We start from the raw sequence: 15,305 nt of genomic DNA, 5'->3' as shown, positions 1-15,305 counted from the left end.
ATTGTTTTCTAACGACGAATACTATGACACATCTCAATGAGTTATATCTTATCTTAAACAAATCTCTAAAATGGAACAAGTCACATTTAAAGTGCTTTGCGCTCATCATGCTTGTGATTATTTTAAAGCAAACATGTAATCTTTCTTCTGCATCTAAAGCCTTGCCCATCAAGTGTTTACCACAATCATTTTATCGACGTATGCAGCGCTTCTTTGCAGGTCAGTATTTTGATTATCGTCAAATTTCTCAGTTGATTTTCAATATGTTTTCATTCGACCAAGTGCAACTGACTTTAGATAGAACCAATTGGAAATGGGGAAAACGAAATATTAATATCCTGATGCTCGCAATCGTTTATCGTGGAATAGCGATACCTATCCTTTGGACATTGCTTAATAAACGTGGAAATTCAGATACGAAAGAGCGTATTGCTTTGATTCAACGCTTTATAGCCATTTTTGGTAAAGACCGTATTGTGAATGTGTTCGCAGACAGAGAGTTTATCGGTGAGCAGTGGTTTACATGGTTAATTGAACAAGACATCAACTTCTGCATTCGTGTTAAAAAAACTTCATTGTCACCAATCATTTAGGAAAGAATCATAAAATTAGTGATTTATTTCGCCATCTTAAAGTTGGTCAAATTGAATGTCGTAAACGACGGATTTTGGTTGGTCGGGTGAAACTATATATAAGTGCACTACAGTTAGAAAATGGAGAGCTTTTACTCGTCGTTTCTCCTCAGTTTAATGCCAATGCTATTCAGGATTATGCATTACGCTGGGAAATTGAAACCTTATTCAGTTGTCTCAAAGGACGCGGGTTTAATCTTGAAAATACGCGCTTGACAGACCCTAGACGAGTGAAAAAATTGATTGCGGTGTTAGCTATAAGCTTCTGTTGGTGTTACTTAACGGGTGAATGGCAACATAATCAAAAAAAAGCGATAAAAATAAAGAAGCATGGACGACTCTCAATGAGTTTATTTCGCTATGGTTTAGACTATGTTCAAATGGCGATTCAGCGTTTAATTGGTTTTGGGAAAAAAGAAGAGTTTAAGGAAATTTTGGCAATTTTAAGAAAGCAGAATCCTGATAGGATAAGGGTTCTGTGAAATTTGTCGTGTACAGAGTTAAATGAGGATACTGCGGAGATGTTTTTCCACCTCTATTCATATAAACAGCGTCATCACCTAACCAACGAAAAGACACAGCACGACGCGAATGTTCTTTCGATAAATTTCCAGGCGCGCCGTGAATAGTTAAATAATTAAAAGCAATTGCATCACCAGGTTCAAGCGCCCAACCTAAAATATTGTAATCTTCTCGATGGTTGTCTATATCGGGTAACATTTCTTGTTTAGAACCTGCATGATTGTAGTATTCACCATTAAAACTTTGTGGTTTGAAATGTTTACCCCATAAATGTGAACCCGCAATAAACTCAATAGCAGATTCACGTGAAATAGGATCGAGTGGAATCCATAGACTAAGTGTTTGTTTGGCATCTACAGGATAATAAGGAGCATCATGATGCCAAGGTGTGACTTTAGCTGAGCCTACACCTTTGAACAATACATGTTCATGAAACATTCGAACAGATTGAGAGCCCATAATGGCTTTTACAATTTCAGCAGCAGGACTATCTTTTACAAATGTGTTGAAAGCATGAATTCGTTGCCAATTACAATAATCAGCCCAAAATTTACCTTCGGTTTGCGCGGGGGTGTAGTCACGAAACCACTGTCCTGGATTTTGTTCATTTTCTTTTACACCCGTTTCAAGCAGAGGAATCCAGTCTTTAAATAATCCACGGATGATAACCACACCATCTCGCTCAAATAATTCATGTTCATTTTTCAACATGCTTACTGCTCCTAAATGAGGTTTACATTGGACTTTAAGTTTTGATGTTAAAGAGAATATAAGCACCAAAGTAGGCGCGAAGAAATACGCAATTTAAGAAGTACTAATTCGTTTTTTTTAAAGTAAAAAGAGATTTAATAAGTAGTGTGATAAATATAGGTAATAACTTGATATTTATTTAAATAATAAGATTCGATGTATGTGTTTTAATTTTTTATAAACTAATTTTAAAACAATAAATTAGATGCTTATTTTTGTATGACACACCAATTTTTAAAGCACTTAGGTTAAAGCTCTAAGTGCTTTTTTAATTTTCAAAGCTTATATAAATACTATGCAACATCTACATCTTGTTTTAATTTTAAGTGTTTAGCCTTGCGTCCTGTTACACGCTTTCTCCACATTTTAAAACTACTTAATTTTAACTCTTTACGCATGAGCTGAATAACGGCAGATTCATTAAGATGATATTCACGTTCAATTGCTTCAAAAGGAATGTGATCTTCCCAAGCCATTTCTATAATACGTGATGTATCAGCATCTAATATTTTTTGAGACTGTGACATTCTTCGTCCTTATATTTCATTCAAAATATGTATTCACAATAAACTTGAACTAAAAATAATAGGAAGCACGTCAAAATTATGTGAATTTTTAAAGGCTAGTCTAATTAAAATAATTTAAATTCAGTAACTTCACACTTTATTCACAACAGTAACTTTACATTGAAGATGGAAAAGTCATCTAATATTATTTACAGGTATAACAATATGAAAATAGCAATAAAATCAATTTTTGCTGGTACAGCATTGGCTTTAAGTGGCTTAGCTATTTCCATAGCTACACAAGCCCAGACAGTTACACCGCAAGCAGTCGATAAAGTTGATATTCAGCGTTATGCAGGTCAATGGCACGAAATTGCCCATTTACCTATGTATTTTCAACGTAAATGTGTTGCAAACACCAAAGCACAATATACCGTGAATCCTGACAAAACTATGACTGTATTAAACAGTTGTAGTACGAAAGATGGTGGAAAAATTAGCTCGGAAGGCGTGGCTTATTCTCAAAATGAAGGGAATAGCAAACTGAAAGTGAGTTTTTTACCTAAAGGCTTAAGATGGATGCCATTTACCAAAGGTCATTATTGGGTTCTTCGTATAGACCCTGAGTATAAAGTTGCGCTTGTTGGCGGGCCAAGTGATAAATATTTATGGATTTTGTCGCGTGATGCTCAAATTGATGATGCGACATATCAGTCTTATTTAAATACTGCAAAACAATATGGTTATGATGTTGAGAAATTGATTAGAACTCCACAACAACCTTAATTTGTATAATTTTCTCTTTATAGGCCGAACTTATGCTTTTTTAGTTCGGCTTTTTTTTATTTCTAAATTTAGCTTCACATAAAATTCATCTTTTCATCGCTAAACTTATGAAAATGAACACAACAATTTGAACTAGGAATGATTCATGTTGAATAGTCTGATGCGATGGATAGATAGTTGGTCGATACCTACATCTATACAAACCACTTCAGCCGAAAATGCAAAAATTCAATGGGTCAGAATTATTCCATTTATTTTACTGCATTTGGCTTGTTTGGCTGTGTTTTGGGTAGGCGTATCGTGGTTTGCAGTATTATTCATGCTAGCGTTTTACATCATTCGTATGTTTTCAATTACCGCATTTTTCCACCGATATTTATCGCATAAAACTTTTCAAACCTCTCGCCTTATTCAATTTATATTTGTCCTAATAGGAACAATGAGCGCACAGCGTGGCCCTTTGTGGTGGGCAGCACATCATCGCTATCATCATCGTTTTACAGACACAGAGCAGGATCCACATTCATCGACACATGGTTTTTGGTACAGTCATGTGGGGTGGTTCTTAAATGACTATAACTTTGCCACGCGTAAAGAAGTGATTAAAGATTGGTTGAAATATCCAGAACTTATTTGGTTAGATCGGTTTAGTATGATTGTGGTGATACTGACTGCAGGCTCAATTTATCTATTGGGTGAGTGGTTGTTTGTTGCACATCCTCAGTTGGGAACATCGGGCTTACAACTTCTGGTTTGGGGTTTTGTTGTATCTACAGTTCTGCTGATTCATGCAACTTTATGTATTAATTCTTTGGCGCATCTTTATGGTCGCCGTGATTTTGATACTCAAGATCAGAGCAGAAACAATTTATTTTTATCCATTATTACCTTAGGCGAAGGTTGGCATAACAATCATCATTTTTATGCGGGAAGTACACGCCAAGGTTTCTATTGGTGGCAAATTGATGTGACCTATTACATTTTAAAAATTATGTCTTGGTTCGGGCTTGTTTGGGGAATGAAACCAATTCCTGTACGAATTTATGAAGTAAGTAAGATTTCTCAAAAACGAAGACTTAAAAAAGACATGACAAGCATCAAAAACAATGAATCTGGGGAAGTATGATGAAAATTGCCATTATTGGTTCAGGAATTTCTGGATTGTATGCCGCTTGGAAATTAAGCCAAAAACATGAAGTCACGGTGTTTGAAAAAAACTCATATTTGGGTGGGCATACAGATACGCATGAACTCAATATTAACGGTGAAAAAGTTTCTGTAGATAGCGGATTTATTGTTTTCAATTATCATAATTATCCGTTGTTTAGCCAAATGATTGCAGAGCTTGGTGTTGAAGCGCAAAGCAGTGATATGGGGTTTTCTGTAAATAATCAAGTGACGGGTTTGCAATATAATCCTTCAAAAAAGTTTTCTTTATTGTGTCGTCCACAAAATTTTCTCAATGCCAATTTCCGCAATATGTTGTCGGATTTATTTAAATTTTATGCAGCGAATAAAGACCTTGATGTAAGCAGTTACGATGCCGATTTAAGTATTGAAGAATATTTAAATGAAAATGCTTATAGCGAAGCATTTCGTCAAGAACATTTGTATCCAATGTGTGGTGCACTTTGGTCTTGTCCACCTGAGCAAGCAGGAAATATCCCATATAAATTTGTTGTGAGCTTTTTTCAGCACCATAGAATGTTGCAACTTAAAGATAGACCTTTATGGCAAACCGTGAAAGGTGGCTCTTCAACCTATGTTCGTGCAATACAAGCACAATGTAAAAATATTAAGTTTAAACAATTTGGTGTGAATTCAGTTACACGTTTAAAAGATGAAGTGTTAATACAAACAGATAATGCAACGGAACAATTTGATTGGGTTGTTTTTGCCAGTCATGCAGATGACACGCTTGCTTTAATGCAAGATGCGACAGAACTTGAACAAGATGTTCTTGGACATTTTAAATATCAAAATAATCGTATGGTTGTACATTGCGATACGAATATTATGCCGAAATCTAAGCGACAGTGGGCAAGTTGGCATGTTCATGTGACTCAAAGTAAATCGTTAGAGCAAACGCCATTCCAAAACTCAAATATCCATTATGGTTTTAGTTATTGGATGAATAAGCTACAAAATTTAAAGTGCAAAACACAAATCTTCTCAACGCTAAATCCAAACTTCGATATAGATGCGAAATATATTTTTGTAGAAAGACATTATCGACATCCTGTATTTGATGCAAAAGCTATAGATGCTCAGTCACGTTGGATGGAAATTAATGGGCAAAATCGAAGTTCATTTTGTGGCGCATATTGGGGTTGGGGCTTCCATGAAGATGGGGCGCGTAGTGCTTCTTGGGTGGTAGATGACATTCTTAAAACCACACAAGTTGTAGCATAGGAGCATCACATGCATAGATATAGTCTCGCAATTGCACACAGTCATATTAGGCATAGACGTTATTTGCCTAATTCACATGAGTTTTCTGCGCAGCTCAAATATCTATGCTTTGACCCAGATAAAATTGAGGAATTCAGTCAAAAATCATACTTATGGTCAACAAAGCGATGGAATTTGTTGACCATAAATAAACATGATTTTTTAAATATGGAATCGGGGAATATTCGTCAAAAAGTTCAACGAATTTTACTTAAAAAAAAGGATTTCATTGTTAAGCCAGATATGGAAATTCGAGTTGTAGCTTTGCCTAGAACGCTCGGCTTTCGCTTTAATTCTGTTGTGTTTTATGTAGTCTTTGATAATGCCAAAACCCCATGTTTTGTATTGAGTGAAATTACCAATACGCCTTGGAATGAACGTAAAGTTTATATTCATGACTGTCGTGAAAATGCGGTGCAGAAGTCATCTTATCAAAGTCATCAATTCGAGTTTAAAAAAGAGTTTCATGTTTCGCCATTTATGCCTATGGATTTAGATTACCGTTGGCAATTTAGCTTTTCAGATGAACAGACCATTATTCATATGCAGTTGTTTCAAACAGGTGTTTTGCAGTTTGATGCAACTATGCGGTTTTCATTACAGCCCATCACATTTCCTTCACAACAGACGCATTATGCTATTTCAAGTGTACTGGAGCCGTTCAAAATGGTGATAGGAATTTATATAAATGCCTTTCGTTTATGGAAGAAGAAAATTCCTTTTTATCGGCACCCTAAAAAAGATAATGGAAAGATTAAACTATGAAGACACTTGTTATGGGTGAATCAGATTCACTACCAGTTGTTTTACGTCATTTGCTTAAATTACGTCATGGTCAAATCATATTTAAAGGGGTTTGGAATGGCACGGTTGGTGAACAAAGTGATTTAAAAGCTGTTATTCATGTTCACGATAAAAAATTGATTGAATTGTTGTTTCGTAATGGTGTGTTAGGTGCAACAGAAGGTTTTATTTCGGGATATTGGACAAGCGAAAACTTAGTTGAAGTGGTTCAGATTTTGGCACGAAATAGAGATGTGCTTGATCGAATGAATCAAAATGTATTTTCTAAAGTAAGTCAATTATTTTTGAAGGCTTGGTATAGCAGTCGTAAAAACTCAATTGAGGGAAGTCGTAAAAATATCGCAGATCATTATGATTTAAGTAATGATTTTTTCAAATTATTTTTAGATCCAAGCATGATGTATTCAAGCGCTGTTTTTAAAGATCCAGAGATGACTTTGGAACAGGCTTCAGATTATAAAAAAGAACTTATTTGTCAGAAACTTCAACTAAAACCACTCGATCATGTGGTTGAAATTGGCAGTGGTTGGGGCGGCTTTGCAATTTATGCTGCACAGCATTATGGCTGCAAAGTAACGACTATTACCATTTCGCAAGCACAATACGATGAAGCTGTTAAACGTGTAGAAGAAGCGGGTCTTTCACATCGTGTTGAAATTCAGCTTAAAGATTATCGTTTGTTAGAAGGCAAATACGACAAATTAGTTTCCATTGAAATGATTGAAGCCGTTGGAGAACAGTATTTATCAACCTATTTCAAACAGTGTCGTCAACTGCTCAAATCAAATGGTCTTGCCCTTATTCAAGCTATTACCATTGAAGATGCTCGTTATGAAAAAGCGCTAAAAACCATTGATTATATTAAGCGTTATATTTTCCCAGGCAGCTTTATTCCATGCATTAGCGTGATGACTCAAGCAGCATCTGAACAAAAATTACGTTTAAAACATTTAGAAGATATTGGTCAAAGTTATGCACAAACATTGCATTATTGGCGTGATGCATTCCTTGCACAACGTGAACAAGTTTTAGCACTCGGTTTTGATGAAGACTTTATTCGCATGTGGGATTTTTACCTGTGCTACTGCGAAGGTGGCTTTAAAGAAGGTGTGATTAGTGATGTTCACTTGCTATTTGAGGCAAGTTCTTATTAATACATTGGCTAAATCAGATGAATCGGGAGTAGCACATGTTTATTAATTTTATATGGCTCAATGTTTTTCTGATGCTTTGTGCTTGGTTATGGGTGAGCTATAACAAACGTGCAGGTTTAGTTGATGTAATTTGGGCATTTGGTATTGCGCTCAATGTAATTTTAGCATCGCTAATATTTGAAACAGCACCGCTTATGGTTCGAGTGTTTCTAGCTGTTGCAAGCGGAATATGGTTTCTTCGATTAGCATGGCATTTATTACGTCGTTATTGTCATGAAACTGAAGAAGACACCCGTTATGCCAACATGCGCCGTGCTATGGGTAAATATCAACATCTTGGTTTTTTAGCTTTCTTTTTATTTCAAGCAGGGCTAATTGTTCTTTTTTCTTATCCAATGTTGGCATTGTTAAATATACCAATGGAGCAATGGGGTTCATCAACCATAATTTATCTTGTAGTTGCTGCAATCATTATGTTGGTGGCATTTTGGGGTGAAAGTTTGGCAGATGAACAATTGTATCGCTTTAAACAAAATCCTGAAAATAAAGCGAAAACAATGGATCAAGGATTATGGCGTTATTCACGCCATCCTAATTATTTTTTTGAATGGTTACATTGGTTTGCTTATCCAATTATTGGTTTAGCGGCTGGTGTGTATAGTCTTTGGATTTACCCAATTCTAATGTTCTTGTTTTTATATTATGTGACAGGCATTCCATTTAGTGAACAACAAGCTTTGCAACATCGTGGTGACAATTACAAAGATTATCAAAGACGTACTTCTATTTTTATTCCGTGGCAACCCAAAGAGTAGGTAAACAAATGGACTTTATGATTCAACAAAGTTTAAAGCTAATTGAAAGTGGAAAAATTCCAGATCAAGCAATTCGCGCTGCAATTCGTGCATTAAGTAAAAAGCGTCTTACTCAAGAAGGTCGTTATGATCCTCAACTGGCTGCAAAGCGATATATGGACGTTTTACACATGCTTAAAAGCAGTGAAATTGCCATAGAAACAGATAAAGCCAATGAACAGCACTACGAATTGCCAACTGAATTTTTCCAAGCAGTTTTGGGTAAGCGTTTAAAATATAGCGCAAGTTTATTTAATAAGGCATCTACAACCTTAGATGAAGCAGAAGAATTTGCTTTAGCAACGTATTGTGAGCGTGCACAATTACAAGATGGGCAAGCGATTTTAGAAATTGGTTGTGGATGGGGTTCGCTCAGTTTATGGATGGCGGAGCATTATCCAAATGCGAAGATTACCGTTGTTTCAAACTCTGCAACACAGCGTGCTCATATTCAAGAACAGGCACGCCTGAAGAACTTTAATAATTTGACCGTAATTACTTGCGATGTAAATGTTTTAGAACTTGATCAAGCCTCTTTTGATCGTGTTGTATCGGTTGAAATGTTTGAGCATGTACGTAATTATCAAAAGTTATTTGAAAAAATTAGCACTTGGTTAAAACCAGATGGATTGCTTTGGTGTCATATTTTCTGCCATCGTTTTTTACATTATCCATTTGAAATTAAAAATGAATATGATTGGATGTCTAAGTACTTCTTTAGTGGAGGTCTAATGCCATCAGCATCTACCTTCTTGCATTTTCAAGATCATTTACAGCTTGAACAGCACTGGCAATGGTCGGGTCAAGCATATGAGCGAACAGCAAATGCTTGGTTAGACAATATGGATCAGCAAGAACAAAGTCTTAAACCGCTATTTGAAATGACTTACGGTAAAGATGCTGCGGCTTGGTGGCAGCGTTGGCGTATTTTCTTTATGGCATGTGCTGAATTATTCGGTTTAGATCAAGGTCGCGAATGGGTAATTGGTCACTTCTTGTTTAAGAATAAAGCCGTATAATCATTAAATATTTTTATTAAAAACCACTGGAGAGATGAGTTTATGTTGAAGCTATTTCGCGACAAACGCGCTCATCCTTTAGGTGAGGTTTTTAATAGATATTACTGGCTACAAATAGGATTTATTGCACTTTCGGTGGTGATTGGTATTACCTGTAGTGCATGGGTGATAAAAGGAACATTACTAAAAACTGCCTTAGAACAGGAAATGGCGCATTATTGGGAGCGTTTGGAGCGTAATCCGAATGCAGATTTACCCGATACTAAAAATTTATACGGGTATCGTTGGGAAAAAGACGTACCCGTTAAGTTTCAAAACATGCATTTAAATTATGGTGTAAGTCGTCATTTTATTGATGGTAAAGACCGTATGACTGTGTATGGCGAACGTAATGGTCAGCATGTTTTTTTAGTCTTTGGTGAAAGCAACGTTAATAAGCTTGTTTGGTTATTTGGTCTTGCCCCACTTATGGTCAGCTTATTTGTTTTATATAGCTTGCTTTGGTGGTGGAACCGTAGAGCAAGACGCTATTTTTCTCCAATTACACGTTTAGCCAATGCTTTAGATAATATTGATTGGGAACATCAAAATAAAGAAGCATCTCCATTTCAGGGTATTAGTACAGACTCCAATATGGAGGCTGAATATTTGAAACAAGCTTTAGAAAAATATCATCAAGTTTTAAGTGAGTTTATTAACCGTGAGCGTGAATTTACGGGAGATGTAAGTCACGAGCTTAGAACACCGCTGACCATTTTAAAAGGTAATGTGCAGTTGTGTCAGACGCGTTATGGCGAAACCAAATCGTTTACACGGTTGCATAATACAATTGAAGATATGCAATTATTGGTAGACACACTTTTAGCAATTGCACGAAATACAACAAATACATTGGTGGCTGAAGAAGCAAGACTTTCAGATTTTTTAAATGATCTAGTTCAAGATTTAAATTCTTCAAGTCAGCTAAAAGGAATTCAAATTAATTTGAAAAGTGATGAAGATGAAAAGCTCCGTAAAATTTATCCATCTATGAGCAAAATGGTGTTTGGAAATATTTTGCGTAATGCCTTAAATTATTCTCAAGGTTCACAAATAGACGTTATTTTACAAAAGAATAAAGTTCTTATTGCAGATAATGGCATTGGTATTCCATTACCAAATGATGCAAAAGTGCAGGAGTTATCTGGACTTCAATTGCAATTAGAAGTTAAAGGTCATGGAATTGGTTTACAGTTGGTACAAAAGCTTTGTAAGCAACTAGGCTGGCGTGTTGAATTGTTTGATCGTCAATATTATTTACATACACATCATGATTTAGATTTAGAAAACACCACAGGTTTAATTGTGGTGGTGTATTTGAATCAATAAAAGATCATCTTTGAAGTGGTCTACCGATTTAATCAGCTTTAAATTTAAGTTTCTGTAGAAATTTTTAATCCAACACCCGAAACGGTCTGAATCAATTTTTGCTCAAAAGGTTTATCAATCATTTTACGAAGATTATAAATATGACTTCGTAAAGCATCACTTTCAGGTTCTTCATCGCCCCAAAGTTCCATCATTATTTCTTGTTTAGTTAAGACATTTGGTGCATTTCGTACAAGCAGTTTAAGCAATTTGAACTGAATAGGTGGTAACTCAATTGCTTGCCCAGCTCGACTTACATATTGGCGTCCAGGGTCTAAAACTAAATCTGAAATTCTGAGTTCACGGTTTGAAACTTCGCCTAATGAGCGTTTAATTAAAGCTTTAACACGCATCACTAATTCATTAAAGTCAAAAGGCTTAACTAAGTAATCATCTGTACCAGATTTAAAACCTTTCAGTTTGTCATCTAAGGTGTCACGTGCTGTGAGCATTAATACAGGAATATCCATACTTTCTTGATTACGTAACCATTCACACAAATCATAGCCAGAACCGTCAGGTAGGTTAATGTCTAGAAGGAGCATGTGATAGGGACGTTGTTTTAGTAAATTACGTGCTGCATCTAAATTACGTGCATGATCGACCACAAAATCATGTTCTTCTAAAAATTCACATAATGTAGATGCTAATTCGTGATGATCTTCGACCATAAGAATAAAATGCTTTGACATAAATTTTGCTTCTGCACTTAATTTAACAATTGTTGTTTCAATTTAGCACTAAATGGCGCTTTGCCTAGCCAAATTACGAAATATTGCTGGATTTGTGGATCTTTAACTTTACCCAAAACACGATTATTTAAAGATAAGGTTAATGTTTGATTTGCATGAACATAAGATAATTTATATACATCACCTTTTTTTACAGGTCGATAAAGTGCCGTAACTTGGTGAAGTGCGGAATCATCTTTTAAGTTATTCATATTTCTTTTCAGAAAATGTGTTGCGGCACGTTTAAAAGCCCATTCAGGAATATTTTCAGTATAGTTAAATTCCATCTGAATATTCTGTCCTAACCAAGGCTTATTGCAATTTTCAGCTGCGTAAGTTGCTGTACCTACAATTTTTTTACTCACAAGTAATTCACCATTACCACACTGTTTTTCAGTTTTGGCAAAGCTAGGCATACTGATAGCAGAGGCTATCAGTATGCTGGAAATTAAGGTAATTTTTTGAAAGGGAGTAACCATGAGTAAGTACCTCCTACATATGGTAATGAACGGTATAAGCCATCAGCTGGATCCCAAAAATCTTGTTGGAAAATAATTTTATTATTTTCATTAATCTTCATTTCGCTAATACCATGAGATGCCATAGTGCGAGTTGTACCAAAAATTTTGAAATCATACGCCATAGACCAATGTACGTACGCTGAATCTTGATAATATGAAGTGTTGAGAAGCGTAACCGTTACATTGCTAACTCGGTTGTTCATGCCTTTGAAATGTTCTACTAAATTTTCACGTGAAGAAAACTGTGAGAGTGTGTCATTTATAAATAGTTTTTCTTCATACAAGTTAGTGGCATTTTCAACGAAATTGGGTGTACCTAAAGTGTCAAATGTTGTTGTGAAACGTGCACCAATATCAAAGGCTTTTTGATCATCTAACATTACGCCTTGTATAGTAGTTCTTGCTTGTTGATAGTCCGATGAATAACTTGGAATGCTTTTACAGCCTGATAGCCAAAGTACGGGTATGGTCAGTGCAGCGAGTACAATTTTCTTTGTATGTTTCATCTTAATATTCCACATTTAAGCTTGTTTTTAAGATTCTAAGTAGGCATGTGTGAATAGAGTGTGAAGAGTTTTGGAATAAAGAAATAAGATGGAAATTGTTTTTTTAATTGAAATTTATCATTTTTATTTAAGTCATATTTTGTTCGTATTATAAAAAGTATCAGCTGTAGATTAAATGGCAGTTTAAGATTCATAAGTTATAGACAACATTCATTCTCAGACAACGGTTATATATATCTTCAAATCCCTTTATAATAGCGATCATTATTACGAATGCTAAATTTGGTGAATCAACTGAATTTCGCATAAGTCACATCTTTTTAAGTCAAACTCATCTATTTGAAACGGCTTAGGTTACAAAATTTAGATTTTTATATGTCGATGCAGACATATAGGAATATTTAGGTGCATGCATGGAAATAAAGGTTAATTATCTCGACAATCTTCGACAAGAAGCAAAGTTCGATGATTTTACAGTAATCGCCGATCAGCCAATTCGCTATAAAGGTGATGGTTCTGCACCGGGTCCATTCGATTATTTTCTTGCTTCATCTGCACTTTGCGCTGCATATTTTGTAAAAGTTTATTGTGCTGCACGTGATATTCCAACAGACAATATTCGTCTATCTCAAAATAATATTGTAGATCCTGAAAATCGTTATAAACAAATTTTTAAAATTCAGGTCGAATTGCCTGCGGATATTTCAGAAAAAGACCGCCAAGGGATTTTGCGTTCAATTGACCGTTGTACGGTTAAAAAAGTGATTCAAACAGGGCCTGAGTTTGTTATTGAAGAAGTAGAAAGCATTGATGCTGATGCTCAAGCTTTACTTATGCCAAGCCTAGCTTCTGAAAAATGCACATATATTTTAGGTAAAGATAAACCGCTTGAAGAAACCATTGCCAATATGTCTGCAATTTTGGCAGGTTTAGGCATGAAAATTGAAATCGCATCTTGGCGTAATATTGTGCCAAATGTGTGGTCACTTCATATTCGTGATGCACAATCTCCAATGTGCTTTACCAATGGTAAAGGTTCAACAAAAGAAAGTGCTTTGGCTTCGGCTTTGGGCGAATTTATTGAGCGTTTGAATTGTAACTTCTTCTATAACGATCAATTCTGGGGGGAAGATATTGCCAATGCAGAATTCGTACATTATCCAGATGAAAAATGGTTCCAACCAGGTCCAAATGGCGAATTACCAAAAGAAATTTTAGATGAATACACTTTAGAAATTTATAACCCTGAAGATGAACTTTTAGGTACGCATTTATACGACACCAATTCGGGTAATACGGCACGTGGTATTTGTTCTTTGCCATTTGTACGTCAATCAGACGGTGAAACGGTTTATTTCCCATCGAACTTAATTGAAAACTTATACCTTTCAAATGGTATGAGTGCAGGGAACACATTAGCGGAAGCACAAGTTCAGTGTTTATCTGAAATCTTTGAACGTGCTGTAAAACGTGAAATTTTACAGGGTGAACTTACACTTCCAGATGTTCCTGAAGAAGTTCTAGCGAAGTATCCAGGTATTGTTGCAGGTATTAAAGGCTTAGAAGAGCAAGGTTTCCCTGTATTAGTGAAAGATGCATCTTTAGGTGGTCAATTCCCTGTCATGTGTGTAACGCTGATGAATCCACGTACAGGCGGTGTATTCGCTTCATTTGGCGCACATCCTAAACTTGAAGTTGCTTTAGAGCGTAGCTTAACGGAATTGCTACAAGGCCGTAGTTTCGAAGGCTTAAACGATTTACCAAAACCAACCTTTAGCTCAAATGCAGTAACTGAGCCAAATAACTATGTAGAACATTTTATTGATTCTAGCGGTGTAGTGTCTTGGCATTTCTTTAGTTCAAATTCGGATTACGAATTTGTAGAGTGGGACTTCTCAAGCGAAGGCAAAAATGCCAATGAAGAAGAAGCGGCTACATTATTCTCAATTCTTGAAGAATTAGGCAAAGAAAGCTATATGGCGGTGTATCAACATTTAGGTGCAACGGCTTGTCGTATTTTAGTGCCAGATTATTCTGAAGTTTATCTTGTAGAAGATTTAGTTTGGGATAACACCAACAAAGCACTTTTATTCCGTGAAGACATTTTAAATATTCACCGTTTAGATGAAGAGCAACTTGAAGCTTTAGTTGAGCGTTTAGAAGAAGTTGAAGTAGACGATTACACTGAAATCAAAACACTCATAGGTATTGAGTTTGATGAAAATACCGAATGGGGACAGCTTACAATTCTTGAATTAAAATTGTTAATTTACATTGCATTACAACAATTTGAAGAAGCAAAAGAATTGGTAGAAACTTTCCTTCAATACAACACCAATACAGTTGAACGTGGTTTGTTCTATCAATGTCTGAATGTTGTTTTAGAAGTAGAGTTAGATGATGAATTAGACTTAAATGATTTTGAGCTTAATTTCCGCCGTATGTTTGGTGATGAACGTATGGATGCTGTAATTGGTTCAATGGATGGAAGCATTCGTTTCTATGGTTTAACTGAAACAAATATGCAACTTGAAGGTTTAGATCGTCATTTACGTTTAATTGATAGTTATAAAAAACTACATGCAGCACGTGCAAAGTTTGTCGCTGTATCTTAATTTTTAAATTGTAAAAAGATTAATAAAAAAGCTCCTGAAAAGGGGCT

Annotated in this window: 15 protein-coding genes; 10 read left to right on the top strand and 5 right to left on the bottom strand. The window is 35.6% G+C overall.

Translation table 11 applies throughout. The features are described 5' to 3' along the window. The first annotated feature begins 23 nt into the window (after positions 1 to 23). Positions 24 to 1,114 (top strand): IS4-like element ISAba1 family transposase gene (locus MZO21_RS07595; RefSeq protein WP_085940648.1). Its coding sequence is split into 2 segments (ribosomal slippage): positions 24 to 564 and positions 564 to 1,114, totalling 1,092 coding nucleotides; the frame shifts between segments, so codons are not numbered across the junction. Here MZO21_RS07595 and MZO21_RS07590 read toward each other — a convergent pair. Both MZO21_RS07590 and MZO21_RS07585 read right to left on the bottom strand, forming a co-directional pair. Beyond that, positions 1,056 to 1,865, bottom strand: a complete 810-nt coding sequence (locus MZO21_RS07590; RefSeq protein WP_248103551.1) for a phytanoyl-CoA dioxygenase family protein — start codon at positions 1,863 to 1,865, stop codon at positions 1,056 to 1,058. The genes MZO21_RS07595 and MZO21_RS07590 overlap by 59 nt on opposite strands. Positions 1,866 to 2,197: 332 nt before the next feature. Next, positions 2,198 to 2,431: a TIGR03643 family protein gene (locus MZO21_RS07585; RefSeq protein ID WP_248103548.1), complete on the bottom strand. Its 234-nt coding sequence runs from the start codon at positions 2,429 to 2,431 to the stop codon at positions 2,198 to 2,200. A gap of 204 nt (positions 2,432 to 2,635) precedes the next feature. Here MZO21_RS07585 and MZO21_RS07580 point away from each other — a divergent pair, with 204 nt between their 5' ends. The 8 genes from MZO21_RS07580 (at position 2,636) to MZO21_RS07545 (ending at position 10,846) form a co-directional block, all read left to right on the top strand. Beyond that, positions 2,636 to 3,196: a lipocalin family protein gene (locus tag MZO21_RS07580; protein ID WP_154772772.1), complete on the top strand. Its 561-nt coding sequence runs from the start codon at positions 2,636 to 2,638 to the stop codon at positions 3,194 to 3,196. Between the two features lie 145 nt (positions 3,197 to 3,341). Further along, on the top strand, positions 3,342 to 4,322 hold the full coding sequence (locus MZO21_RS07575; RefSeq protein WP_248103546.1) for an acyl-CoA desaturase: 981 nt from the start codon (positions 3,342 to 3,344) through the stop codon (positions 4,320 to 4,322). Continuing rightward, positions 4,322 to 5,608, top strand: a complete 1,287-nt coding sequence (locus MZO21_RS07570; protein WP_248103543.1) for an NAD(P)/FAD-dependent oxidoreductase — start codon at positions 4,322 to 4,324, stop codon at positions 5,606 to 5,608. Before MZO21_RS07575 ends, MZO21_RS07570 begins: the two co-directional genes overlap by 1 nt. Positions 5,609 to 5,617: 9 nt before the next feature. Beyond that, complete coding sequence (locus MZO21_RS07565) at positions 5,618 to 6,412, top strand: DUF1365 domain-containing protein (RefSeq protein WP_248103540.1); 795 nt, start codon at positions 5,618 to 5,620, stop codon at positions 6,410 to 6,412. Then, a complete protein-coding gene (locus tag MZO21_RS07560) occupies positions 6,409 to 7,605 on the top strand; it encodes an SAM-dependent methyltransferase (protein ID WP_248103537.1) in 1,197 nt (398 codons plus the stop codon). Before MZO21_RS07565 ends, MZO21_RS07560 begins: the two co-directional genes overlap by 4 nt. 35 nt (positions 7,606 to 7,640) lie before the next feature. Beyond that, complete coding sequence (locus MZO21_RS07555; RefSeq protein WP_248103534.1) at positions 7,641 to 8,420, top strand: DUF1295 domain-containing protein; 780 nt, start codon at positions 7,641 to 7,643, stop codon at positions 8,418 to 8,420. 8 nt (positions 8,421 to 8,428) lie between these two features. Next, positions 8,429 to 9,478 (top strand): SAM-dependent methyltransferase, encoded by a 1,050-nt coding sequence (locus MZO21_RS07550; protein ID WP_248103531.1) that lies wholly within the window; start codon positions 8,429 to 8,431, stop codon positions 9,476 to 9,478. 42 nt (positions 9,479 to 9,520) lie between these two features. Beyond that, positions 9,521 to 10,846, top strand: coding sequence for a sensor histidine kinase (locus MZO21_RS07545; RefSeq protein ID WP_248103528.1), 1,326 nt, complete (start codon positions 9,521 to 9,523; stop codon positions 10,844 to 10,846). Positions 10,847 to 10,890: 44 nt separating this feature from the next. Here the strand turns inward: MZO21_RS07545 and MZO21_RS07540 are convergent, their stop codons facing one another. The 3 genes from MZO21_RS07540 to MZO21_RS07530 are packed head-to-tail and all read right to left on the bottom strand — an operon-like array spanning position 10,891 to position 12,643. Then, the gene (locus MZO21_RS07540; RefSeq protein WP_154772780.1) at positions 10,891 to 11,577 is read right to left on the bottom strand and encodes a response regulator transcription factor; all 687 of its coding nucleotides are present in this window, start codon (positions 11,575 to 11,577) and stop codon (positions 10,891 to 10,893) included. Positions 11,578 to 11,594: 17 nt separating this feature from the next. Next, positions 11,595 to 12,095, bottom strand: a complete 501-nt coding sequence (locus MZO21_RS07535; protein ID WP_154772781.1) for a chalcone isomerase family protein — start codon at positions 12,093 to 12,095, stop codon at positions 11,595 to 11,597. Continuing rightward, complete coding sequence (locus MZO21_RS07530) at positions 12,065 to 12,643, bottom strand: nuclear transport factor 2 family protein (RefSeq protein WP_248103525.1); 579 nt, start codon at positions 12,641 to 12,643, stop codon at positions 12,065 to 12,067. Before MZO21_RS07530 ends, MZO21_RS07535 begins: the two co-directional genes overlap by 31 nt. Before the next feature lie 413 nt (positions 12,644 to 13,056). Here MZO21_RS07530 and MZO21_RS07525 point away from each other — a divergent pair, with 413 nt between their 5' ends. Next, positions 13,057 to 15,258 carry an OsmC domain/YcaO domain-containing protein gene (locus tag MZO21_RS07525; protein ID WP_154772783.1) on the top strand — a complete coding sequence of 734 codons (2,202 nt, stop codon included), beginning with the start codon at positions 13,057 to 13,059 and terminating at the stop codon, positions 15,256 to 15,258. The last annotated feature ends 47 nt before the right edge of the window (positions 15,259 to 15,305 follow it).

Source organism: Acinetobacter portensis (genome assembly GCF_023158935.1).
Lineage (GTDB): Bacteria > Pseudomonadota > Gammaproteobacteria > Pseudomonadales > Moraxellaceae > Acinetobacter > Acinetobacter faecalis.
The sequence above is the reverse complement of the archived record's forward strand: the minus strand, read 5'-3'. Positions and strand labels throughout refer to the sequence as shown.